At 68.7% G+C, this 19,660-nt stretch carries 16 protein-coding genes; 3 read left to right on the top strand and 13 right to left on the bottom strand.

The window, feature by feature from the left end; all coding sequences use genetic code 11:
* Positions 1 to 11: 11 nt before the first annotated feature.
* The 8 genes from NXI30_13620 to NXI30_13655 form a co-directional block, all read right to left on the bottom strand.
* Entirely contained in the window at positions 12 to 2,213 is a 2,202-nt protein-coding gene (locus NXI30_13620; protein ID MCR9095254.1) for a hypothetical protein, read from the bottom strand.
* A 62-nt stretch (positions 2,214 to 2,275) separates the two neighbouring features.
* On the bottom strand, positions 2,276 to 4,702 hold the full coding sequence (locus NXI30_13625) for a methyltransferase domain-containing protein (GenBank protein MCR9095255.1): 2,427 nt from the start codon (positions 4,700 to 4,702) through the stop codon (positions 2,276 to 2,278).
* Positions 4,699 to 6,018 carry an ABC transporter ATP-binding protein gene (locus tag NXI30_13630; protein MCR9095256.1) on the bottom strand — a complete coding sequence of 440 codons (1,320 nt, stop codon included), beginning with the start codon at positions 6,016 to 6,018 and terminating at the stop codon, positions 4,699 to 4,701. Before NXI30_13630 ends, NXI30_13625 begins: the two co-directional genes overlap by 4 nt.
* Entirely contained in the window at positions 6,008 to 6,859 is an 852-nt protein-coding gene (locus NXI30_13635) for an ABC transporter permease (GenBank protein MCR9095257.1), read from the bottom strand. Before NXI30_13635 ends, NXI30_13630 begins: the two co-directional genes overlap by 11 nt.
* 114 nt (positions 6,860 to 6,973) lie before the next feature.
* Positions 6,974 to 7,753: a methyltransferase domain-containing protein gene (locus tag NXI30_13640; protein MCR9095258.1), complete on the bottom strand. Its 780-nt coding sequence runs from the start codon at positions 7,751 to 7,753 to the stop codon at positions 6,974 to 6,976.
* A gap of 113 nt (positions 7,754 to 7,866) precedes the next feature.
* Positions 7,867 to 10,083, bottom strand: coding sequence for a PQQ-dependent sugar dehydrogenase (locus NXI30_13645; protein MCR9095259.1), 2,217 nt, complete (start codon positions 10,081 to 10,083; stop codon positions 7,867 to 7,869).
* A gap of 154 nt (positions 10,084 to 10,237) precedes the next feature.
* Positions 10,238 to 11,230, bottom strand: a complete 993-nt coding sequence (locus NXI30_13650; protein MCR9095260.1) for a hypothetical protein — start codon at positions 11,228 to 11,230, stop codon at positions 10,238 to 10,240.
* Between the two features lie 473 nt (positions 11,231 to 11,703).
* Positions 11,704 to 13,248, bottom strand: a complete 1,545-nt coding sequence (locus NXI30_13655) for an exosortase/archaeosortase family protein (protein ID MCR9095261.1) — start codon at positions 13,246 to 13,248, stop codon at positions 11,704 to 11,706.
* A 250-nt stretch (positions 13,249 to 13,498) separates the two neighbouring features.
* Between NXI30_13655 and gmhB the strand changes: the two genes are divergently transcribed.
* The 3 genes from gmhB to NXI30_13670 all read left to right on the top strand — a co-directional run bounded on the left by gmhB (position 13,499) and on the right by NXI30_13670 (position 15,546).
* Complete coding sequence (gmhB, locus tag NXI30_13660; GenBank protein MCR9095262.1) at positions 13,499 to 14,047, top strand: D-glycero-beta-D-manno-heptose 1,7-bisphosphate 7-phosphatase; 549 nt, start codon at positions 13,499 to 13,501, stop codon at positions 14,045 to 14,047.
* Positions 14,048 to 14,257: 210 nt separating this feature from the next.
* On the top strand, positions 14,258 to 14,839 hold the full coding sequence (locus NXI30_13665; GenBank protein MCR9095263.1) for a PEP-CTERM sorting domain-containing protein: 582 nt from the start codon (positions 14,258 to 14,260) through the stop codon (positions 14,837 to 14,839).
* A gap of 110 nt (positions 14,840 to 14,949) precedes the next feature.
* Positions 14,950 to 15,546 (top strand): SIS domain-containing protein, encoded by a 597-nt coding sequence (locus NXI30_13670; GenBank protein MCR9095264.1) that lies wholly within the window; start codon positions 14,950 to 14,952, stop codon positions 15,544 to 15,546.
* A gap of 25 nt (positions 15,547 to 15,571) precedes the next feature.
* On the opposite strand, the gene rfbC is transcribed toward NXI30_13670, so the two are convergent.
* The 5 genes from rfbC to NXI30_13695 are packed head-to-tail and all read right to left on the bottom strand — an operon-like array spanning position 15,572 to position 19,657.
* Positions 15,572 to 16,126 carry a dTDP-4-dehydrorhamnose 3,5-epimerase gene (gene rfbC, locus NXI30_13675; protein ID MCR9095265.1) on the bottom strand — a complete coding sequence of 185 codons (555 nt, stop codon included), beginning with the start codon at positions 16,124 to 16,126 and terminating at the stop codon, positions 15,572 to 15,574.
* Between the two features lie 55 nt (positions 16,127 to 16,181).
* On the bottom strand, positions 16,182 to 17,165 hold the full coding sequence (locus tag NXI30_13680; protein ID MCR9095266.1) for a glycosyltransferase family 2 protein: 984 nt from the start codon (positions 17,163 to 17,165) through the stop codon (positions 16,182 to 16,184).
* Positions 17,166 to 17,190: 25 nt separating this feature from the next.
* Positions 17,191 to 17,475 carry a polyhydroxyalkanoic acid system family protein gene (locus NXI30_13685; protein ID MCR9095267.1) on the bottom strand — a complete coding sequence of 95 codons (285 nt, stop codon included), beginning with the start codon at positions 17,473 to 17,475 and terminating at the stop codon, positions 17,191 to 17,193.
* 26 nt (positions 17,476 to 17,501) lie between these two features.
* The gene (locus tag NXI30_13690; protein MCR9095268.1) at positions 17,502 to 18,638 is read right to left on the bottom strand and encodes a hypothetical protein; all 1,137 of its coding nucleotides are present in this window, start codon (positions 18,636 to 18,638) and stop codon (positions 17,502 to 17,504) included.
* Between the two features lie 32 nt (positions 18,639 to 18,670).
* Complete coding sequence (locus tag NXI30_13695; protein ID MCR9095269.1) at positions 18,671 to 19,657, bottom strand: LLM class flavin-dependent oxidoreductase; 987 nt, start codon at positions 19,655 to 19,657, stop codon at positions 18,671 to 18,673.
* Positions 19,658 to 19,660: the final 3 nt, after the last annotated feature.

Below are 19,660 nucleotides of genomic sequence, written 5' to 3' on the forward strand. Positions count from 1 at the left end.
CGGCTCGCTCTCTAGAGAGCGAGGAAGGCCTCGACGCTCTTCCGGGCGCGGGCGACGTAGCCCGGCGCGTAGGCGCGGTACGCCTCGACGATCTCGTCGCGTTCCTCCATCGCCTGGAGGAGCTTCTCGTAGATCGATTCACTCGAGTCGGCGAAGGGAACGACCAGACGATCGTAGAGGTATCGGTCGTCTCGGAACAGGTGGCTGTTCGCTCCGACCAGGCAGGGCGTGCCGACGGAGAGGCTCTCGAGCGGGAGCATGGGGCAGCACTCGGACAGCGTCACGTAGAGGTTCACGTGCATCAGCCGCATCCACTTGCGTAGCTCGTCGGGGCCGAAGAGTCCGTCTCCGTGCGGCTGGACCTTGAGCCCGATCAGCCGGGAGAACTCCAGCAGCCGCCGCCGCTCTCCGTTGTAGTGGAGGTTGCCGCCGGGCACGCGCGCGACGCCCGCCGCCATCGCGTAGGGCACCTTTCGCCAGCCCTCGTTCGAGATCCACATCCCGAAGTGCGGACCGCCCTCGGCATGCTCCGAGGGACCGTCCGGGACGTCCTCGACGTAGTTGAGGACGAAGCCGGCGTTGATCCCCTGCTGGGTCATCAGCTCCGCCATCCCCTCCTTCACGAATCCGAGCGCGTGGACGTGCCCGCGGCGTGCCATCTCGGTCATGAGACGGAGCCCACGCCAGGCGTAGTCTTCGCGCGCCTGGAGATAGCTGCCGTGCCAGAGAACGCGAATCCGCGTGTTCGGACTGCGATCGCGGATCTCTCGCGCGAGATGCAGGTGGTCGAGCGCCCCACCCGAGAGAACGAGCGACTCGCAGCCCGAATCCTCGATCACCGCGAGAAACCGGTCTCGCGCGGCCGTCGTCAGTCGTTCGGAGAGCGGCGCGTGGACCCTGAAGAGGGCTTGCGTCGAGTTGCCGATCCCCGTCCACCCGGGTGGATAGACCGCGAGGCATCGATCCGGATCCGCCTGGATCATCTCGCTCAGCGCCGCGTCCTCCGTCGTGAACGCGCTCTCCGTCGCGCCGTCGGTCCCGGTCATCAGCGGGACCGGCACGTCTTCGTCGAGGAGGATTCCCGAAGAGGCGTCGAAGACCAGGGGCGTCGATCGGTTTCGCGAGAGATCGAGGTCGTAGTCTTCCTTGCCCACGCTGATGCGACAGCGCCCGGCGTCGGTCCCGCCGAGCAGTCCGATCTCGATCGACGCGCCGTAGTCGAAGAAATGGATCGAGTCTCCGGGCGTCGTCGACAGCAGGGCTTCGCCGAACGCGGCGTCCTTGTCCGACTCGGCCTCCCAGCCTCCACGCGTGCGAAGGAAGTCCCAGAGCACCGAGGTGTCGTCGCTCGTCACGCGGTTCACGCGCAGCGGACTCCCATCGACGTTCCGGATCGAGATCGCCTCCCCGGGCGCGCGGCGAAGTCGCTTCCCGAGCTGCCAGACCAGCGCATTGTTGCGAGCCTGATTCACCGCTCGCCAGGCACCGGAAGCACGAATCGACTCGAGCGCCTGCACGCGCTCGCGCACGTGCGCCAGGAGATCCTTGTCGCCGAGATCGAGCGCGGCCGGAACGAAGCTCGCGCGGGACGTCGACGCTCCACCGACGGGGCCCTGCCCGTCACCGCCGAAGAGCCCGAGTCGAAGATTGCGTGGGTCTTCCCGCGAGAGCACGACGCTCGCGAAGGGCCGCTCCTCGAAGTCGAGGAAGCACTGTTGGGCGACGACCAGCGCGGGGTCGAAGTCGGTGAGCTCCCAGACCGCCTTGTGCTCTTCGTAGGGATTGTCGTACATGTCCTCCTGGGGCCAGTCCTCGCCCAGGGGCAGGTTCACCATCACGTAGTCGGAGCGCTCGACCAGATCCGAGAGCAGCCTCTCGCCGTCGGACTTGTAGAAATGCTCGAGGACGTCCCCGAGGATCGCGAGGGTCCAGTTCCCGTCGAGCCCGGGAAGGACTTCGAGCGCGTCCCCCACGTGGATACGGTTGTAGAACTGCCGGTGGTAGTCGACGATGCTGCCCTCGAAGGCCTCGATGCCCTCGATGTCGATCTCCCACTGCTCGGGCAGGACGCGGTTGAACCAGACTTCGCCGAACTCGCGAAGGATCATCCCCCAACGACCGAAACCGACGCCGATGTCGACGACGCGCTTCGGCTGGATCTGCATGATCGCCTGGACGCACCAGGGGATGTTGTGCCAGTTACTCGTTCCCATCTGCCCTGCGCCCCCACGTCGCTTCGCTGCAGCACCGGCCCGGGTGAATGGCCGGATCTCTTCTAGTCACCATCGAACAGCGTGCCCAGGCCGGCACGCAATGCTTCGAGTTCCTGCTCCGCCCGCTGCTGGAGACGACGCGCTTCGTCGATTCTACCGAGGGCCTCGTTGGCACGCTGCCGCTCGAGTCCGCATTCCCGGCGGATCGCCTGGATTTCGCCCTCGATCTCGTCGACGCGATCCTCGGCGCTCCGCGCGCGGCGACGCTCCCGATCCGCCTTCTCTTCGCCGCGCTCGGCCCGGAGTCGATTCTCGCCGACGCGCGCCTCGGCATCGACCGCTCGATCCCGGAGCTCGATGATCGTCGCCTCGGCCCGCTCCGCCCGCCGCCGCAACGCGATCAGGCGACTCTGGGCGTCCCGTTCCTGTTCGATCACCCGCTCCTGCGCCGACTGGGTCCGCATCAGGGCTTCGGCGAGCTCGTCCCCTCGCGCAGTCTCGATCGCGAGGGCCTCGTTCACCTCGTCGACCCGCGCGATCGCGGATTCCTCGCGCTCCCGAAGGTCGCGCCGTTCCCGTTCGAGCTCGGCGCGCCTGGACCTCGCCCCGTCGAGCCGCTCGTTCAGCCCCGAGATCCGTTCCTTCAGGGCGGCGACCTCCTCCTCCGAGCGCGTCCGTGCGCGCTCGAGCGCCTCGTCGAGAGACGCGACCCGACCTCGTTCGGTCGCGAGCCGCTCGGCAGCCTCGACGACCTGTCCCTCGGCGGCCTCCGCGCGCTCGACGGCCTCGGTGGCCCGCCCCTCGGCCCGGCGGGCCCGATCCTGCAGCTCGCCGATCCGTCCCTCGGCCGTTCGCGAACGCTCGAGGATCGATTCTGCGCGCGCCTCGAGCTCCCGGATCCGCTCGATCCGCTCCTCGGCGACGACCCGAACGCGCTCCAGATCCGCACGCAGCGCGTCCTGGACCTCGACCGCGCGGCGAGTCCCCTCCCCGGCCTCGCGAAGCCGTTCCGCCATCTCGCGGGTCCGGGCTTCCGATTCGGTCGCGCGCGTTCGAAGCTCCGCCCCGCGCTCCTCGGCTCGACGCGCACGCTCGATCGTCTCTTCGACGGTCGTCCGGACGCTTCGGAGCTCGTCCGTCAACTCCTCCGCACGCCCCTCTGCGAGCGTGGCTCGCGCAAGCAGCGGCTCGACCCGTCCTTCGGCGTTCCGCGCCCGATCGAGGAGGGACGCGTTCGCCTCCTCGGCTTCCTTCGCACGATCGAGCAGCGCCGCGTTGGCTTCCTCCGCGCGCCGCGCTCGATCGACCAGCGCCGAGTTGGATTCCTCCGCTCGCCGCGCTCGATCGAGGGCCGACGTCCGACTCGCCTCTGCCTGCTTCGCGCGCTCGCGGAGCGAAGCGGAAGTCGTCTCGGCGATCCGCGCGCGCTCGCGCTGTTCGTCCAGGGCACCGCGTGCCGTCGCGAGGTCCTCCTCGAGACCCGCGAACCGGGCGGTCGACTCCTCGAGCCGCCCTTCGGCCTCGAGGGCCCGCTCGCGCTGGGCCTCACGGTCCTGCTCCGCGCTTCGGGCGCGCTCCCGCAGTCGCTCGAGGTCGGCCTCCGCCGCCAGGGCGCGCTCCCGCTGCCGCTCGAGCTCCGTCTCCGCCGCGACCGCGCGCTCCCGCTGGACTTCCCGATCTCCCTCCGCGCTCCGGGCCCGCGCGACGAGATCGTTCGCCCGCGTGCCCAGGTCCGCGACACGGTCCTCGAGCGTGCGTGTCCGGCCCTCGCTCTTCGCGCGATCCCGTTCGCGGCGCACGAGCTCGCCGGTGAGGGTCCGATCGAGGGCGAGGAAGCGCTTCGCGCGCGCGGGCGTCATGAAGGACGGAGCCTCGACTTCGGGTCCGATCGCGCGGTACACGTCCTCGATCTCGAAGAGCGAGGGGGCGATCTCGAGGCGTGCCTCGGGAACGGCGGCGGCATAGGCGGCCTTCAAGTCGTGCGCCCAGCAGCCGTCGTGCGCTTCCGACGTCACGTAGGTCTCGTCCGTGTCGTTGTTCTCGATGTGGACGACGTGGCCACCGCTCACCCGCCAGAGCTCGCGCAGGATCTTCTCGAGATCACGCGGGCGGATGTGGATCAGGACCGACACGGTGAAGACGACGTCGAACTCGCCATCGGCGTAGGGCAGCTTGTTGAGGGGACGTCCGACCTTGACGTGCTTCTCGCGCCACGAGCGGCGCGCCCATCGCATCCCCTCGAGCATCGATTCGCTCTGGTCGAAGCCGTACACGTCGAGCTTCGGGATTCGCCGCAGGTATTCGAGGTGCCGGCCGAAGCCACAGCCGAACTCGAGCACCTTCGCGGGCGCCAGACGCGAGAAATACTCCTCCAGGAAGATCTCCTGGAGGTGGTAGATCGGCATGTAGGCCTTGCGGGCGGCGACCTCGTCTCGCCAGCCGTCGCCGTGGTCCTGCCACCACCGATAGTTCTTCGGCGGTCTGCTCATGCGCGCGCGTCTCTCCCGGTCGACGGCGCACCCGCTTCGACGCCGATCTGCGCGTCGAACTTGTAGTGGATGGGCCGATCCTCTGCGGGATGGCTCAAGAAGGTGGCTACGCCGTCGATCTGATCATAGAGAATCGGGCGTCGATGGTCCTCTCGGTTGATTCGCGTGACGGCGACGGAGACGCCGAATCGTCCCGGCCGGAGTCTGTTCACGAAGCGAAACGAAACCTCGCCCACGTCCCCTGGAGAAGCCGGAGAGAGCTCCACACCTTCGTCCCACGTCATCGTCCCGCAGAGGTTCACGCCCGTCTCGTCCCTGACGAGGAAGGACACGTTCAGGTCGACGCTCTCGATCGAGGACTCGTAGCGGACGAAGACGACGATCTCGTCGAGGTAGTCGAACGCCTCAGCGGGTCGCCCATTCGCATCACGGATCTCGACGACGCGGAGCCGGACCTCCTGGCTGCCGTAGCGATCGAGTCCGCGGGTCTGGCGGTCGATGTTCGCGCTCCGCGACGCCGGCTCTTCCTTCGCTCCCGGATGCTCGCGAGGCGCCGACTCGGCGGGCGCGTCCGTTCGAACCGACTGCAGGTAGAGGTCCGTCGCCTTCGCGGTCTCTCCGAAGAATTGGACCCGGCCGGCCTCGAGCAGCAGTGAACGATCGCAGAGGGCATTCACGCGATCGACCGAATGACTGACGAAGAGCAGGGTCGCGCCCTGCGAGCGCATGCGCTCGATCCGGGTCACGCACTTCTGCTGGAAGGGTGCGTCGCCGACCGCGAGGATCTCGTCGACGATCAGGATGTCCGGCTGGAAGGCCGTCGCGACCGCGAAGGCGAGCCGGGCATACATCCCGCTCGAGTAGGTCTTGACGGGCTCCTCGAGGAAGTGGCCGATGTCGGCGAAGGCTGCGATCTCGTCGAAACGAGACTCGACCTCGGCACGACCGAAGCCCTGGATCGAGCCCGAGAGGAAGACGTTCTCGCGCCCCGTGAAGTCCGGGTGGAAGCCGGCGCCGAGCTGGAGGAGTGCGGCGACGCGTCCGCGCACGACGCCCCGCCCCTCGGTCGGCGTGCGGGTCCCGGCGATGATCTCGAGCAGCGTGCTCTTGCCCGCGCCGTTGCGACCCACGATCCCGACCGCTTCGCCTGCGGCGACCTCGAAGGAAACGTCCCTGAGTGCCCAGATCTCGGAGCGCTTCCCGCGCATCCGGAATCGCTTCGAGATCCCGGACGCCTCGATGACCCACTCGCGACTTCCCGCTGCGCCATGGGCGAGGCCCGCGCCTTCCGTGGGCTTCGCCTCGTCAGAGGGCATCGGCGAAGCCCTCGCGCGAGCGCAGGAAGATCGCGTAGCCCAGCAGGAAGACGACGAAGGAGACCGCCCCAGGCCCGAGCAGCGCTTCGGGAGAGGGAGCGACACCGAGGAGCAGAACACTCCGTGAGACGTCCACCGCCGCGGCGGTCGGCACGAGCCGGATCCACGCTTCGACGTCGTCCGGAAGGCGTTCGAGGGGATAGAAGATCCCGCTCGCGAAGAAGAGACCGGTCATACCGATCCCCACCAGGGGCTCGAGGTCACGCACGGAGACCGAGATCGCCGCGACCGCATAGCAGACCCCCAACGAGAAGACGGCGAAGAACGCCCAGACGACGGGGAGCCAGAGCGCGGTCCATCCGATCGAAACGCCCGATGCGACCAGGAAGACCAGGAGCACGCCGAGGCCCGCAGCCGCGTGGACGCAGGCGGCCGCGATCTGGACGACGGGCAGGACCTCGAGGGGGAACACGACGCGCTGGACGAAGTTCCGATGGGCGAGAATGAGCTTCGGACAAGCGCGCACGGACTCGGCGAAGATGTTGAAGGTCACGAGTCCCGTGAACACGATGACGGCGTACCCGGCGATGTCACTGTCGTAGATGCCGGGCCAGCTCGCGCCGAAGACGAACGAGAACACGAAGGTATAGACCGCGAGCAGAAGCAGCGGCTGCAGGACGGGCCAGCAGAAACCGAGCCAGGAGCCGCGGTAGCGGACCTCGAGCTCCCGAGCCGTCAGGCTTCGGACGAGCCCGAGGTTGCGCCAGATCGCCATCGCGAAGAGGACGTCGACGAGGCGCCGAGGCGCGACGCCGGGCGGCTGGAGAATGCGCTCTTCCAACCCGATTCCTCACTCAGCCGGGGGCCACCCTCCGCACCCGCAGAGGAGCCACCCCGCCCTTCGATGCGCCCCCCGGAGCCGCCGCGCGACCAGCACGGGGCCGGAGCAGGCCGCTCAGAACGTCTCGCAGTCCGCGTCCGGCCCGTCGCCCTTGAAGGCGAGCAGCAGGACCCGGCGCCCTTCGCGATACATGACCGGTGCCCACGCGGGCGGTTCGACCTGCGTCACGATCCCGAAGCCACCTGCCTGGAGCATCTCGATCAGCGCGCGCCGGTTGGGAACCATGACCGAAGTCTCCACCGCGTTGTGATGAAGGTCGGGATCCTCGCTCCGGTAGACGCAGACGCTGCCGGGCTGCGTGTTCACGTTGCTGTCGACGACGCAGACGTCGCGGGTGATCGTCGCGAGCTGACGCGCGATCTCGATCGGGTCGCTCAGGTGGTACATGAAGCCGAGCGCGAGCACGACGTCGTGGGGGCCGAACTGCTTCTCCATGTCGTAGAGGTTGGCCTGCTGGAAGCGAAGCTCTTCCTCCGGAATGCCCCGCACCTCCCGGATGAACTCGCATTTCGCCACGTTCTCCGCGCGCGCATCGAAAGCGTCGATGCTCCGCGCGCCCGCGCGATGGAGCTCGAAAGACCAGAGCCCCGCGTTGCATCCGCCGTCGAGAAACGTACGGCCGGCGAATCCGTCGCGCCCGAGGGCCGCCGCGAGGGCGCCGAAGATCATGCGGCGCCGCAATGCGTTCCACTCGTGGTGCTCGTCCGAGTTCGGCGTGAAGACGCCCGGCGCGATCTCGTAGCGATACTGCCAGGGCGCGAGCGAGTCGGCCTCCTGCTGCAGGCGTGCCTTCTCCTCGTCCGTGATTCCAGCTTCGGCGATCTTGTCGCTCATCGATCCCCCCTGGTCCTCGGCGCCGTCCATGGACCCCACCGAAGCGCTGCGCGCGAGAGCCTAGCCCTTCCTGCCCGCGACCGGTGCCGAGGGCGACCAGCCCGTCGGCCGGATCATTCCGGGCACGAGGCGCTTCCGCGGGTCGAACCCAGAAAGGCGACGAGATCGTTCACCTGCGCGGGCGTATCGAAGACCACGCCCGCCATGGTCGTTCCGGGCGCGAACCCGGACGGACCCGAGAGGAAGGCGACGAGGGACACCGCATCCCAGCGCGAGCCTCGCATTTCGCGCAGAGCCTCGGAGTACCGGAATCCGGGGGCGGACCCGATCGCGCGCCCGAGGACGCAGCCGAGAGAGGGCCCGACCACCACCGCACCCGGTTCGAGGGAATGACACTCGGCGCAGCCCCCCTCGAAGGTCGAGCGACCTCGATCCCTGTCCCCGACCGCCAGCGCGCTCGCGATGGCCTCGTCCAGCGCTTCCCCCGAGAAGGGCGCGGCGGGTTCGATTCCGTCGGCGGAGGATGGGGCACCGTCCACGTTCTGGAGAACGAGGAGCTCGTGCCCATCGGTCAGGATCACCGGGCGGCCGTCGGAGAACTCGATCACGTCGCGCAGACGCGCCCCGAGCAGGATCGGTTCGGCGTAGACGAGGCGCCCCTTCTCCTCGTGAACCCGATAGAGGGTCCGCGCCTTCAGGGATCCGACGAAGAAGTCGCCCTGCCAGGCCGGGAACTCGCGTCCGCTCTCGAGGCGCCGGATCTGGGAGATCCCGGGCGAGGGAAGGAATGCGAAGCGCGGCGGCTCGAACCCGTCGTGGTGGTTCGGTCGAGCCGAGCGGGGCCAGGTCAGCCCGCCGTAGGTCGAGCCGAGCGTGACTTCGGGGAAGCCGTAGTTCAGGCCTTCCTGGATCAGGTTGATCTCGTCTCCGCCCTCGGGCCCGTGCTCCGTCGACCACAAGCGCCCTTCCCCGTCGAAGCCGAGGCCCTGGGCGTTGCGATGGCCGGTCGTGTGGAAGACGACTTCACCGCTCTCGAGGTCGATCCGGACGAGCTTGCCGTTTCCGTACTCGGGAAGCTGGCCGACGGCCGGGCCGCCGCCCACGTCCATCGCGAAGTCGCCGACCGTCAGGAAGAGCCGGCCGCCGTCGAGGGCGAGGCGTCCGCCGCCCTGGAGGAGCGAGCCGGGGCGGAGATCGTCGATCGGGATGCAGGGCGACGAACGGTAGAGCGACGTCCACCCCCCGTCCTGGCGGAGCGTGCCGTTCTCGTCCATGCGAAGTCCGGTCGTCGACAGCTCGACGAAGACGCAACGTCCGGGCGGGTCGACTCCGATGTGACTGACGTAGAAGCCGTACGCGCCGGAGGCGACGCCTTCGGAGGGACGCCGCACGGCGACGCCCAGCACGCTCACGTGTGCCTCGATGAACTTGTCGAGGACGGGGTTCTCGTGATCGAAGGGGACGACCGCGACCTCGTAGGCCGCGGAAGCGCCATCGGGATCGAGGCTCGGCAGGAAGAAGACCCTGCCCTTCTGCGCTGCGTAGACGATGCCGTCGCCGAGCTGCGCGATTCCGCCGCGCTTGGAATGGACCCGCGGCAACCGCAGGTGCACCACTTCGACGTCGTGGAAGGCGGTGAGCACGCGGTTCACCGGTCCCGACGTGATCGCCGCCGACGCGCCCGGCGAGGCGAGCTCGGGCGGCGGCTCGATCACCACGCCCGCCTTGTCGAGAGCGACCGCCAGGACCTCGATCTCTGCGCCACCGCCGGAGACGTCGGGCAGGAGGCCGACGTAGTCTCCGGAGAAAGTCGTCTGTTCGCGGACGGTGAACTCGAACTGGAAGTGCTGGAAGCGGTCGCTCAGCTCGAACTCCCGCCACCCGCTGTTGCCGGCGGAGTTGGTCGAGTAGGCGACCGCGAAGGTGTGACCACGGACGGCGGTCGTGGAGCGCGCAGCGACGTGGACCGTGACCGGACCGTCGTTCATCAGCGCTTCGAGGTCCCCCTCGATCGCGAGGAAGACACCGGGGCGGCCGGTCGACGGCGTCTCGGCCGGGACGTTCTTGATTCGAAGCGTCTCCCGTCCTGACGGCGTCCGCCCGACGACGATCTCACCCCCGACGCGCGTCTCCGCCAGCGGCGCGCCGGACTCGACGAGGGGAAGCCAGGCATCGACCACGCCGCGCGCGGGCGGTTGCGGGAAGCCGAGGACCTCGAGCTCGTCCTGCTCCGCACAGCCGAAGACGAGCGCGACCAGAACGAGTGCGAGCCCCCGTCGCCACCGAAGGGCCTCGCGTGCGCTCTGCTTCCTTCGCTCGGGATCCATCATGTAGACCTGGGTGGGGCGGAGCGGCGGGACGAAGCAGCGTCCCGAACGGACCGAGGGGGCCGCTCCATCGGAGCGACCCCCTCTTGGTTCTCTCGAACGAGCCTCGCGCGCATCGTCGCGATCGGCTCGTTCTGCGGTCCGGAAGACCGGCGTCCTACTCGCCGACGGCGCTCAGGCCGTTGAACCGGCCGACGAAGGGCGTGTCCGTGTCATCGCCGAAGGGCTGGCTCTGGCCGACGACGCCATCCAGGGCCGGGCTCGTCTGGAAGAGGAGCCGGGTCTGGGCCGCCTGGACGCGCGCGATACCGACCTCGGTGTTCGCGTCGCTGAACTCGCAGACGAGCGGCGCGTCGTTCGCCGAGTTGCCGAAGGCGAAGTTGAAGTCCGCGGTGCCGTCCATGTCGGAGTCGAGGCGGAAGCGGAACGTGCCGCTGGGCTGCTCGTCGATCACGCCGATGTCGTCGTCCCCATCGTCGTCCCAGTCGCCGACGATCGGGATGTCGCCGTCGAAGCCGAAGTCGACGAAGCCGGTGGAGCCACCGGCGTCGTTCGCCATGAACCAGCGGAGGCGGTTGTCCGCGCCGACGACGCGGACGATGCCGATGTTGTCGGTGTCGCTGCCGTCCCAGTCACCGACGACGGCGATCTCGGTGAAGGCGCCGAAGACGAACGAAGTCTCGTGGCCGACCGCACCATCGTTGTCGAGGAAGAACTTGCCGCGGCCACCGATGTTGCGGCGAATCCCGACCTCATCGGTTCCGTCACCGTCCCAGTCACCCGAGATCGGCTCGGCGGTGTCCTCGCCGAGGACGAAGGAGTTCTCCGGCGACGGGTCGCCGTCGTTGTCGAAGAAGAACTTGCCGCGATCGGTCGCGCGGGTCTCGCGGATCGCGATGGTGTCGATCCCGTCGCCGTCCCAGTCACCGACGAGGAAGTCGGAGCCGAACTGGCCGAACACGAAGGACGCGTCCGACGAGCCGTCCGCCTCTTCGTCGAAGAAGAACTTGGCGGAACCGCCGATGTCACGGACGACGCCCCACACGCAATCGGGGTCCGGGCCCGCAACGCCACCCGCGAGAGCGGGGCCAGCGAAGAGGCCACCGAGGCCCACGATCAGGGCCACGTTGAGGAGAATTCGAACGATCATTGTCTGTTGGTTCCCCCAGGCGATCCGGGTCGTGACAAACGTGATGAGTTCACGACGACGGACGTGCCAGTGTTCAAGAGCGAGATTCGACGCCTGCTCGATGCGATTTGTCTATCCGTTCCGTTTCGGATTCGCTCGGACGCGGTCGGGAATTGCACCGACATCGACTGCGGTGCGCCCGCGACCACGAAGCCGATAATATACGCATTGGACCCGTCTGACCAAGCCTCAGTGGCGTGGGCCTGATCCGGATTCAGAATTCCGATGGACCGCATTCCCGAGCGGCTGGATGCGCTACGGGCGCGAATCCGGCACTCCGACCACCCGATGAATCGTTCCGCCTTCGAACCCTTCGTCGCAGGCACCCCGAACGCGCGCCATCCGCGCGGAATCGCGGCCGATCCGTCGTCCCCGAGCCAAACCGGGGCCGGACCCCCTCGATCCAGTCGATTCGGAAGGGTTCCGATCCCCGCTCAGGGTCGATCCGAGCGGACCAGCCCCTGTTGGACCATCGCCCGCTCGACCCCTTCCGCGACCTCGACGACGCGCTGCGCCGCCCGTTCCGGTCCGAGCACCTCCGCGCCGACTTTCACCGCGACACGAACCGAAAAAGTCCGTTCGGCGCGATGCAAGACGCTCTGGTCGAGCGCGAAGGCGGAACGCCCGACCTCCTCGGCGAGGGACCGCGCACCGACTCGCCAGTGAAGCGTCTGGAACGCGTCCCGGATCCCGGTGAGCTCGTAGCGATCGACCGTTCTTCCCGTCGCTGAGAGCACCGTCTGCCCGAGCGAACGGATGTCGTAGCCGGGTCGCGCCGTGATGGTCTTCGGCGACAGGATGCCCTGGCCGGAGGCGCGATGATCGTCTTCCAGGATCAGCACCTCGAACTCCCGATCGCCGTCCCGATACCGCCGATGGAGGCGACTCGATGGCTGCACGGATCCGAAGAACTCCCGATCGAACCCGAGGGCACGAGCCGCCCGCCAGTCCTCGAGGCGCTTCGGGAAGTCGCGGAGCCGAGGCGTCTCGGCTTCCGGGGCCTCCCAGGCCGGCACGAACGCGCCGAGAGCGGCGTAGAGCGCCGCGGCGGCGGTGATCGACACGAGGACGGGTGGGCCGAGCGACGCCGTCGAAGCCGCTTGCTCACGCGCCACCCGGGTGGAGGTCCCGGAGCTCGAATCGCGGGCTTCCTCGACGCGCTGCACGCCCGCGTCCACGAGGGCGATGCATACGATCCCGAGGACGAGCATCGCGATGCCCTGCGCGTCGTGGTCGGCGGAAAGATCCGCCTGCGGACTCAGCACGATCGTCAGGATCCGAAGCTGATTGACCGCGAAGGCGACGAAGGGCGTCGCCATGAGCAGCACCGCGAGCTGCGTGCGACTCCGGAACAAGAGACCGCAGTAGAGCAACGTGCTCGACAGGAGGATCTGCTGGGCGCGAAGGCCCGCGCAGCCCTCGATCACGTAGAAGATGTGCGCGCGGGCATGGATCTGTTCCCCGGCCAGGAGATGAGGCTCCCCGATCCATCCGAGCAGGACCGACACGCTCTCGGCCGTCACCCCCTGCAGCCCATGCATCACGGCGTTCACGATCGCGGTGGGAAGCGGCATCGCCACGACGAGCAGGCAGGCCGCGGGCGCCATCCCGCGCACGCCGAGGCGACCGGTCAGGCAGGCGGCGCCACCGAGCAACGCGAAGGCGAGCGCCGGAAACTGGAGAGGGACCGAGGAGGTGTGCGCCGCCCATCCGCGCACGAAGAGCGCCGCCAGGAGCAGCGGAATCGCCCACCGCGCACGCTCGCCCGCCGACACGTCGCCCAGGCGCACGAGCGCCGCGCGCCCTTGCCAGACCAGCAGCGCCGCTGCCGCCAGCCCGAAGATCCTCGCGCCTCCCGAAACGTCGTAGAGGAAGGACTCGGTCTGATCCGCGTGCTCGTAGGCGGCGGTCACGGGTGCGTCCGTCAACAGGTCGAGTCCGAGCAACGCCAGCAACCCGAGCGCAACGAGCGCACGCACGTCTTCCCGTCGTCCGCGAACGATTCCCGCGCTCCCCAATCGCTGGCTCCCCCGATCATCGACCGCCGCCCGCTCCCGACCCGCGCTGGGCAGGCGACCTGGAGCGACTGGAGCGCTCGAGGATGCCGCAGTCGTCCCGTGATCTGCCATCGCGCCTCCCCGCGCCAACCCGCCGCGGTCCATCCGGTAGTGTCTGCGCCGTGCGCCACGGATCGCGATCCGCGTGCGCCGGCGCATGCGAGGAAAGGCCTTGGCCGGAAGACTGCTGATCCTGCTCGATCGCGACGGCGTCGTGAACGCCGAATCCGACGCGTTCGTGAAGGACGTGAGCGAGTTCAATCCCCTGGCCGGGAGCCTCGAAGCGATCGCGCGCCTGTCCCGGGCGGGACATGCGATCGCGGTCGTCTCGAATCAGTCGGGCGTCGGACGGGGATTCATCGACCCGTCGGATCTCGAGCAGATCCATCGGGTGCTCCGAGGCGGCGTCGAACGAGAAGGCGGACGAATCGATCGGATCGAGGTCTGCCCCCATCTTCCGGGCGACGACTGCGCCTGCCGCAAGCCGCGCCCGGGACTGCTCGAATCCGCCGCGCGAGCCCTGGGCCACGCCCCATCCACCTGCGTGTTGATCGGAGATCGTGCAACGGATCTCGCGGCCGCGGGCCGCTTCGGCTGCCCCGCGTTCCTGGTGCGCACGGGCCACGGGCGCGCGACGGAAGACGCACTCGATCCGAGGGACGAGACCCCCGTCTTCGACGACCTGGCGGCCGCAGCGAGCAGGATCCTGACGCGCAACTGACCGGCAAGAGGGCTGGCACGCGGCCCTCTGCGTGGGTTCCGGGGCGATTTTTGCCAGGAGGTGCGGGTTTTCTCGACATATCCGCCCCGCCACCACCACTCCGCACTGAACGGCCACATGGCGTGAGCAACGCCGTGCGAGCCGGGCCATTGCCGGGTGTGTGGACGGGCGCGACCACCGCGTTCGGGCGCCCCCCGAGAGGACCCCCGCGTGCGTACCAACGGAATCATCGCTCTTCTTTCTCTCCTGATCGGCCTCGCCCTGCCCTCCAGCGCGATGGCCGTCGACTTCGTCTCCGATTTCGTCGACTTCGAATCGGACTGGCTGCTCGAAGACGGTTCCGATGCGCTCCAGGACCTGGACTCGATCGTCCTTTCCGCCGCCGAGATCTCCCCGCGGCAGCGCGGCCGGATCCTGACGCAGTCGCTGCTCGCGGCGACGCCCGAGGACATCCGTAACGCGACCTACATCCTCGATGCGAGTGACGTGAGCGCGCCGATCGCCGCCCGCGCCATCTACTTCGACGCCGCCGGCGACTTCATCCGCTCGGAGCCCCTCTTCGGGACCCTCGAGGGCGGTCGCATCATCGCGCTCGGCACGGTCCTGAATCCCGACGCGAACACGGCCGGCCTGAAGATCCGCCTCTACTCGAACGCGCCGACCGGCAGCGTGCGCTTCAGCGAGTTCAAGATCGAAGAAGGCCTGAACCCGATCCCGGAGCCCGGCACCACGCTCCTGATGGGCCTCGGGCTCGCGGGGCTCGCTTCGGTCCGGCGCACCTCCCGCGTCTGAACGGGGCCGAGCCCAAGCGGCTCGTCGTTCCCTCTCGAACTACGCACGCCCCGCCCCGATCCCGGCGAGAAGCCTTGCGCCGGCTCGCCGGGATAGCGGACACTGGGGCCATGTCGTCTCGGCCGATCATCGAAGGCGCCCTCCTCGACGCGCGATCGACCCTCGACGCCCTCCTGGCCGACCCGCGCCAGCTGGACGCGATCGGCGCCTTCGCCGACGCCGTCGTCACGACCGTCCGCGCCCAGGGCAGGCTCCTCTCCTGCGGAAACGGCGGAAGCATGAGCGATGCCGTCCACTTCGCGAGCGAGTGGACCGGTCGCTTCCGCGACGACCGGCGTCCCGTCTCGGCGATCTCGCTCTCGGACGCCGCGACGATCACGTGCATCGCGAACGACTACGGCTTCGACCAGGTCTTCGCTCGCCAGGTCGAAGCGCACGGGCGCGAGGGAGACCTCCTCGTCGCGATCTCGACGAGCGGCCTGTCCCCGAACGTCGTCGCCGCGGTCCAGACCGCGCGCCGGCGTGGGCTCCGCACGGTCGGCCTCCTCGGCCGCGGCGGCGGGAAGCTGGCGAGCGAGGTGGAGATCCCCATCGTGGTGCCCCGCGCGACCACCGCCGACCGGATCCAGGAGGTGCACATCCAGATCATCCACGCGGTCATCGAAGCGGTCGAGCGCCAGCTCTTCCCCGAGATCTACGCCGACTGACGCCGGCGGATCCCGGTATCGGCCGTTAGAACTTCGCCTCGACGTCGGAGAGCCCCGGCGCCTCCGCGTCCTTCTGCGTCACGATCGTCGGCTCGATCGGCCATTCGATCCCGACGTCCGGATCCGCGTAGTGGAGCGCGCGCTCGGTCTCAGGCGCATGCATGTCGGTGCACTTGTAGTGGACCAGGGTCTCGTCCTCGAGCGCCAGGAAGCCGTGCGCGAAACCGACGGGCACCCAGAGCGAGACGTCCCCGTCCCCCGTGAGCTCTCGCCCGACCCATCGACCGTAGGATTCCGAGCCGGCGCGGAGGTCGACGGCGACGTCGAAGATGGCGCCCTGGACGCAGCGCACGAGCTTGCCCATCGCGCGCGGGGCGATCTGGAAATGCATTCCACGCAAGGTGCCGCGGCAGGACTTCGAGAGGTTGTCCTGGACGAAGACCTCTTCGAGCCCGGCCTGGCGCCACATCTCGGCCGAATGGGTCTCGGCGAAGAACCCGCGATCGTCGGCGACGCGGCCGGTCCGGACTTCGAGTACGTCGGAGATCTCCGTCGATCGGATCTCCACCTTCATCGGCATCGCTCACTCCCTGCGGCGCGCACCGTCCATCACGGCCGCGGCGACGGCGGAAGATTCAGCTACGCCCGATCGCTTCGCAAGCACGAGCGGCGATCACCTTCCGCTTTCGGAGAGCGTCGGGCAGGGCCCGCGCAGCATCGACGTAGGCCGGTAGCAGTCGTGGGTCCCGGAGCACCGTGAAACCGAAGCGGAGGATCTCCCATCCGAGGATCGACGGAGCATTCCGGATGAAGTCGCGTCGCGGCTCGTTCTTCACGAGCTGCAGGTAGTGGTTCTTGAACGAGTGTCTTCGAATCGCGACGGGCACACGATTCCGCCCGGCTTTCTTCCAACCCCGCGCGTGGACGGCGACGGCCGCCGGCACGTACCGCACCCGGTACCCGAGCCGCCGCGCCCTCCACCCGAGATCCGTATCCTCGTGGTAGGCGAAGAACATCTCGTCGAAGAGCTCCCCGTCGATCGCGAGCCGCTCGATCGCCTCGGTGCGCACGAGGAGCGCTGCGCCGCTCGCGGCATCCACGTCCTCCGCGCAGTCGAAGCGACCGTCGTCGAGGGACTCGCTCCCGCGATCCCGGGGGCGACGATGTCGCGGGAACACGATGCCGGCGCTGTCGAGGGTGCGCCGGTCGGGTCGCAGGAGCTTGCCCGTCGCGATCGCGACGGTTGGCTGCGCGGCCACGGCGGCGAGCAGCGTCGCCGCGAAGTCCTCGTCGAGGGCGACGTCCGGGTTCAACAGGAGGACGAAGTCCGGAGGACTCGCAAGGGATCGGTCGCGCAGGATCCGAACGACCCGGTTCCCGCCGCCGGCGTACCCTTCGTTCGAGCCGCCATCGAAGTGGACCGCCGGGTGGTCCCTCGCGACCCGCGCGATCGCGTCGGCATCCTCGCCCGTGTCCCAGACGGCGACGTCGCGGGGCGGATGAGACTGCGCCGCGATCGCGTCGAGGCAAGCGCCGAGATCGTCGAAGCTGCCGTGGTTCACGATCCCGACGGACCACGTGGGGAGCGCCTCGGGCGCCGCCGAGCCTTCAGCGCTCACAGAGCCCTCAGCGGTCACAGAGCCCTCAGCTCTCACAAAAGTACCGCTCGTAGTACTCCTCGATCTTGCCTTCGAGCTTGCCCTTGAGCGGTCGCAACATGAGCGGCAGCGAAACGTCGATGGAGATCGCCTCCTGGTCGTACCCGACGCGCGCCTTGGCGCCCCGGGCCTCGCAGACCGCATCGTCCCCTTCCCATCGCCAGGTTCCGCCGAGTCGTTCCGCGACCTTCTCGGCGAGCCCCTCGATCCGCGACCGCACGTCGGTGGGATCCTCGAAACCATGAACACGTCGCATCGAGATCTCGGCCATCTGGCTCTCCCGTTCGGCCGGGCGACTCAGGTCGCCGGGTCGAGGAACTCCTTGAAGCCGTACCGCTTCGACGGCCCCATGTGGATCTGCTCCATCACGCCGACGCCCTGCTGATCGCCGCAGGTCGCCCGCATGACGGACTGGATGTGCTGGTTCGACACTTCCATGTTGTCGCACTCTTCGATCGTCCACGAGCTGCCGCCCACGGCGAGCTCGCCCTTCCAACGGCCGTGGCCCCACTCGGGATGGGTGTACCCGATCCCCTTCATCCGGTACACGAGGAGGCTCTCGAGCTCGATCTCCGTCGTCTTGCCGTCGAGGTGCTTGAGGGAGACCTGCGCGCGGCGGGCCCGACGGGTTCCGGGGAAGAACTCGTGGATCCGGTGGTCGACGCCGGCCAGCGGCTCCATTGCGGGGTCCTCGACGCCGGGGATCTGATCCGGCGAGGCATAGGTCGGCATGATCATCCCATCCCAGTGCCAGGTTACGCCGTGCTCGTTCTCGAACATGCCGGCGTGGGTGCAGCGGTCGTCCCAGTGGATCGGGAACCAGAGGAAGTTGATCGCCGGCGCTTCCGTCGGCGGCGCCCCGGGCGGAGCGGGATCACCGACGGGTCGGATCCCCCAGGAGCGGTCCTTCGTGCCGAAGACGCGCTTCGGGTCGATCGTGACGGTCTTGCCCTTGTAGCGGATCTCGCCCTGCCAGTTGCCGAACTGGTTGAAGCGGGTCGCCTCCATGTGGCGAGCGCCGCCGCCGGGCGTGCGCTTCGAGCGCTGGAATTCCTCGGCGAAGCTGGCGGTCCGGGGGATCCAGAGCAGGTCCGCGCTGACGCCGCTCTCGTTGTCGTCGAGGGTCACACGGAGACTCATCATCGGCTCGATGATGTCGATCTTGAAGGGACCGACCTCGATCTCGCTCCGCTCCTTGCCCGCGCGCCGCGAGCCGTGGAACGAGTTCTGCTCGCCGTCGTGGACGATCGAGAGACCGCAATCGACGATCCCGAGGTTCGGATAGACCGCGGCGCCGATTCCGAAATAGAACTCGCCGTCGTCCTGATAGCCGTTGAACCAGTAGCGGTCGTAGGCGTGCCGGTCGGTCGTCGCGACGATCGCGAGAGGCTCGGGGGTCTGGTGGATCGGGTAGTCGTCGAATTTCGTCAGCATGGTGGTCTCTCCTGGGTACGAAGCGACGCGGTCTAGCCCTTCACGGACTCGACGGCGCGGAAGAAGGTCTCGGCCTGGCCGATCAGGTCGTCGCCGGCCGGCGTATACAGGATCTCGGTCGTGCCCGCGGCGGCGCTCTCTTCCGCGCGCTTGCGAACGGCTTCCGCCTCGCCGACCCAGCCCCACCACGGCACGGCGTCGCCGTAGGCGGCGACGGCCTTCCGGTCGGCCTCGTTCAGGTGGGTGCAGTGGCCGCTGTGGACGGCGAGGTGGCGCTCGGCCTCGGCGCGCTCGCTCTCGATCTGTGCGAGCCAGTCCGCACCCCCGGGCATGTCCGGCAGGCCCGTCGGATTCGTCTCCCATCCCATGTGGTAGGCGCCGACGAGCCACGGCCCTGCCTCGTCGATCACGCGCGGTGCCGACGGCGACTCGCCGGGGGCGAGAACGGTTCCATTCACCATGTGCACCGACCAGTCGGTCTCGAAGGGCGGCGGCGACATGCCCATCCAGCCGTCCGCGATCTCCTGCGTGATCGCCTGGCCCTTCGGGCCGAAGGCGGAGATCAGGATCGGCACGTCGATCGGCCGGGCCTTGGCGAGCTCGGGGCGGTGGATCATCTGGCAGGGGCGGCCGTCGATCTCGACGACCTCACCGGCGAGGAGCCCCTTCACCTGCTCGATCCACGTGCGCGTGGTCTTCCAGGAGAGCGCGCCCTGCCCGAGGACGAGGCGTGCCGTGTAGCCGGTCCCGACGGCACAGGCGAGGCGCCCCGGCGCGAGCCGGTCGACCGTCGCGATCGCCGAGGCGGTCGTCATCGGGTGCCTCAAGTTGGGAACCAGCACCGCGGTCCCGAGGCCGATCCGCTCGGTGGCCTCCCCGATCCGCGCGAGGTGGATCCAGATGTCCTCGTAGATGGCGGCGGAGTCGTAGAGCCAGATCCGGTCGTAGCCGAGCGCCTCGGCGCGCTTCGCCAGCTCGACGGTCTGAGGGCCGGGGGGACATCCGATCGAGATCTTCAAGGC

The organism is bacterium, assembly GCA_024742285.1.
GTDB lineage: Bacteria > Myxococcota_A > UBA9160 > UBA9160 > UBA4427 > UBA4427.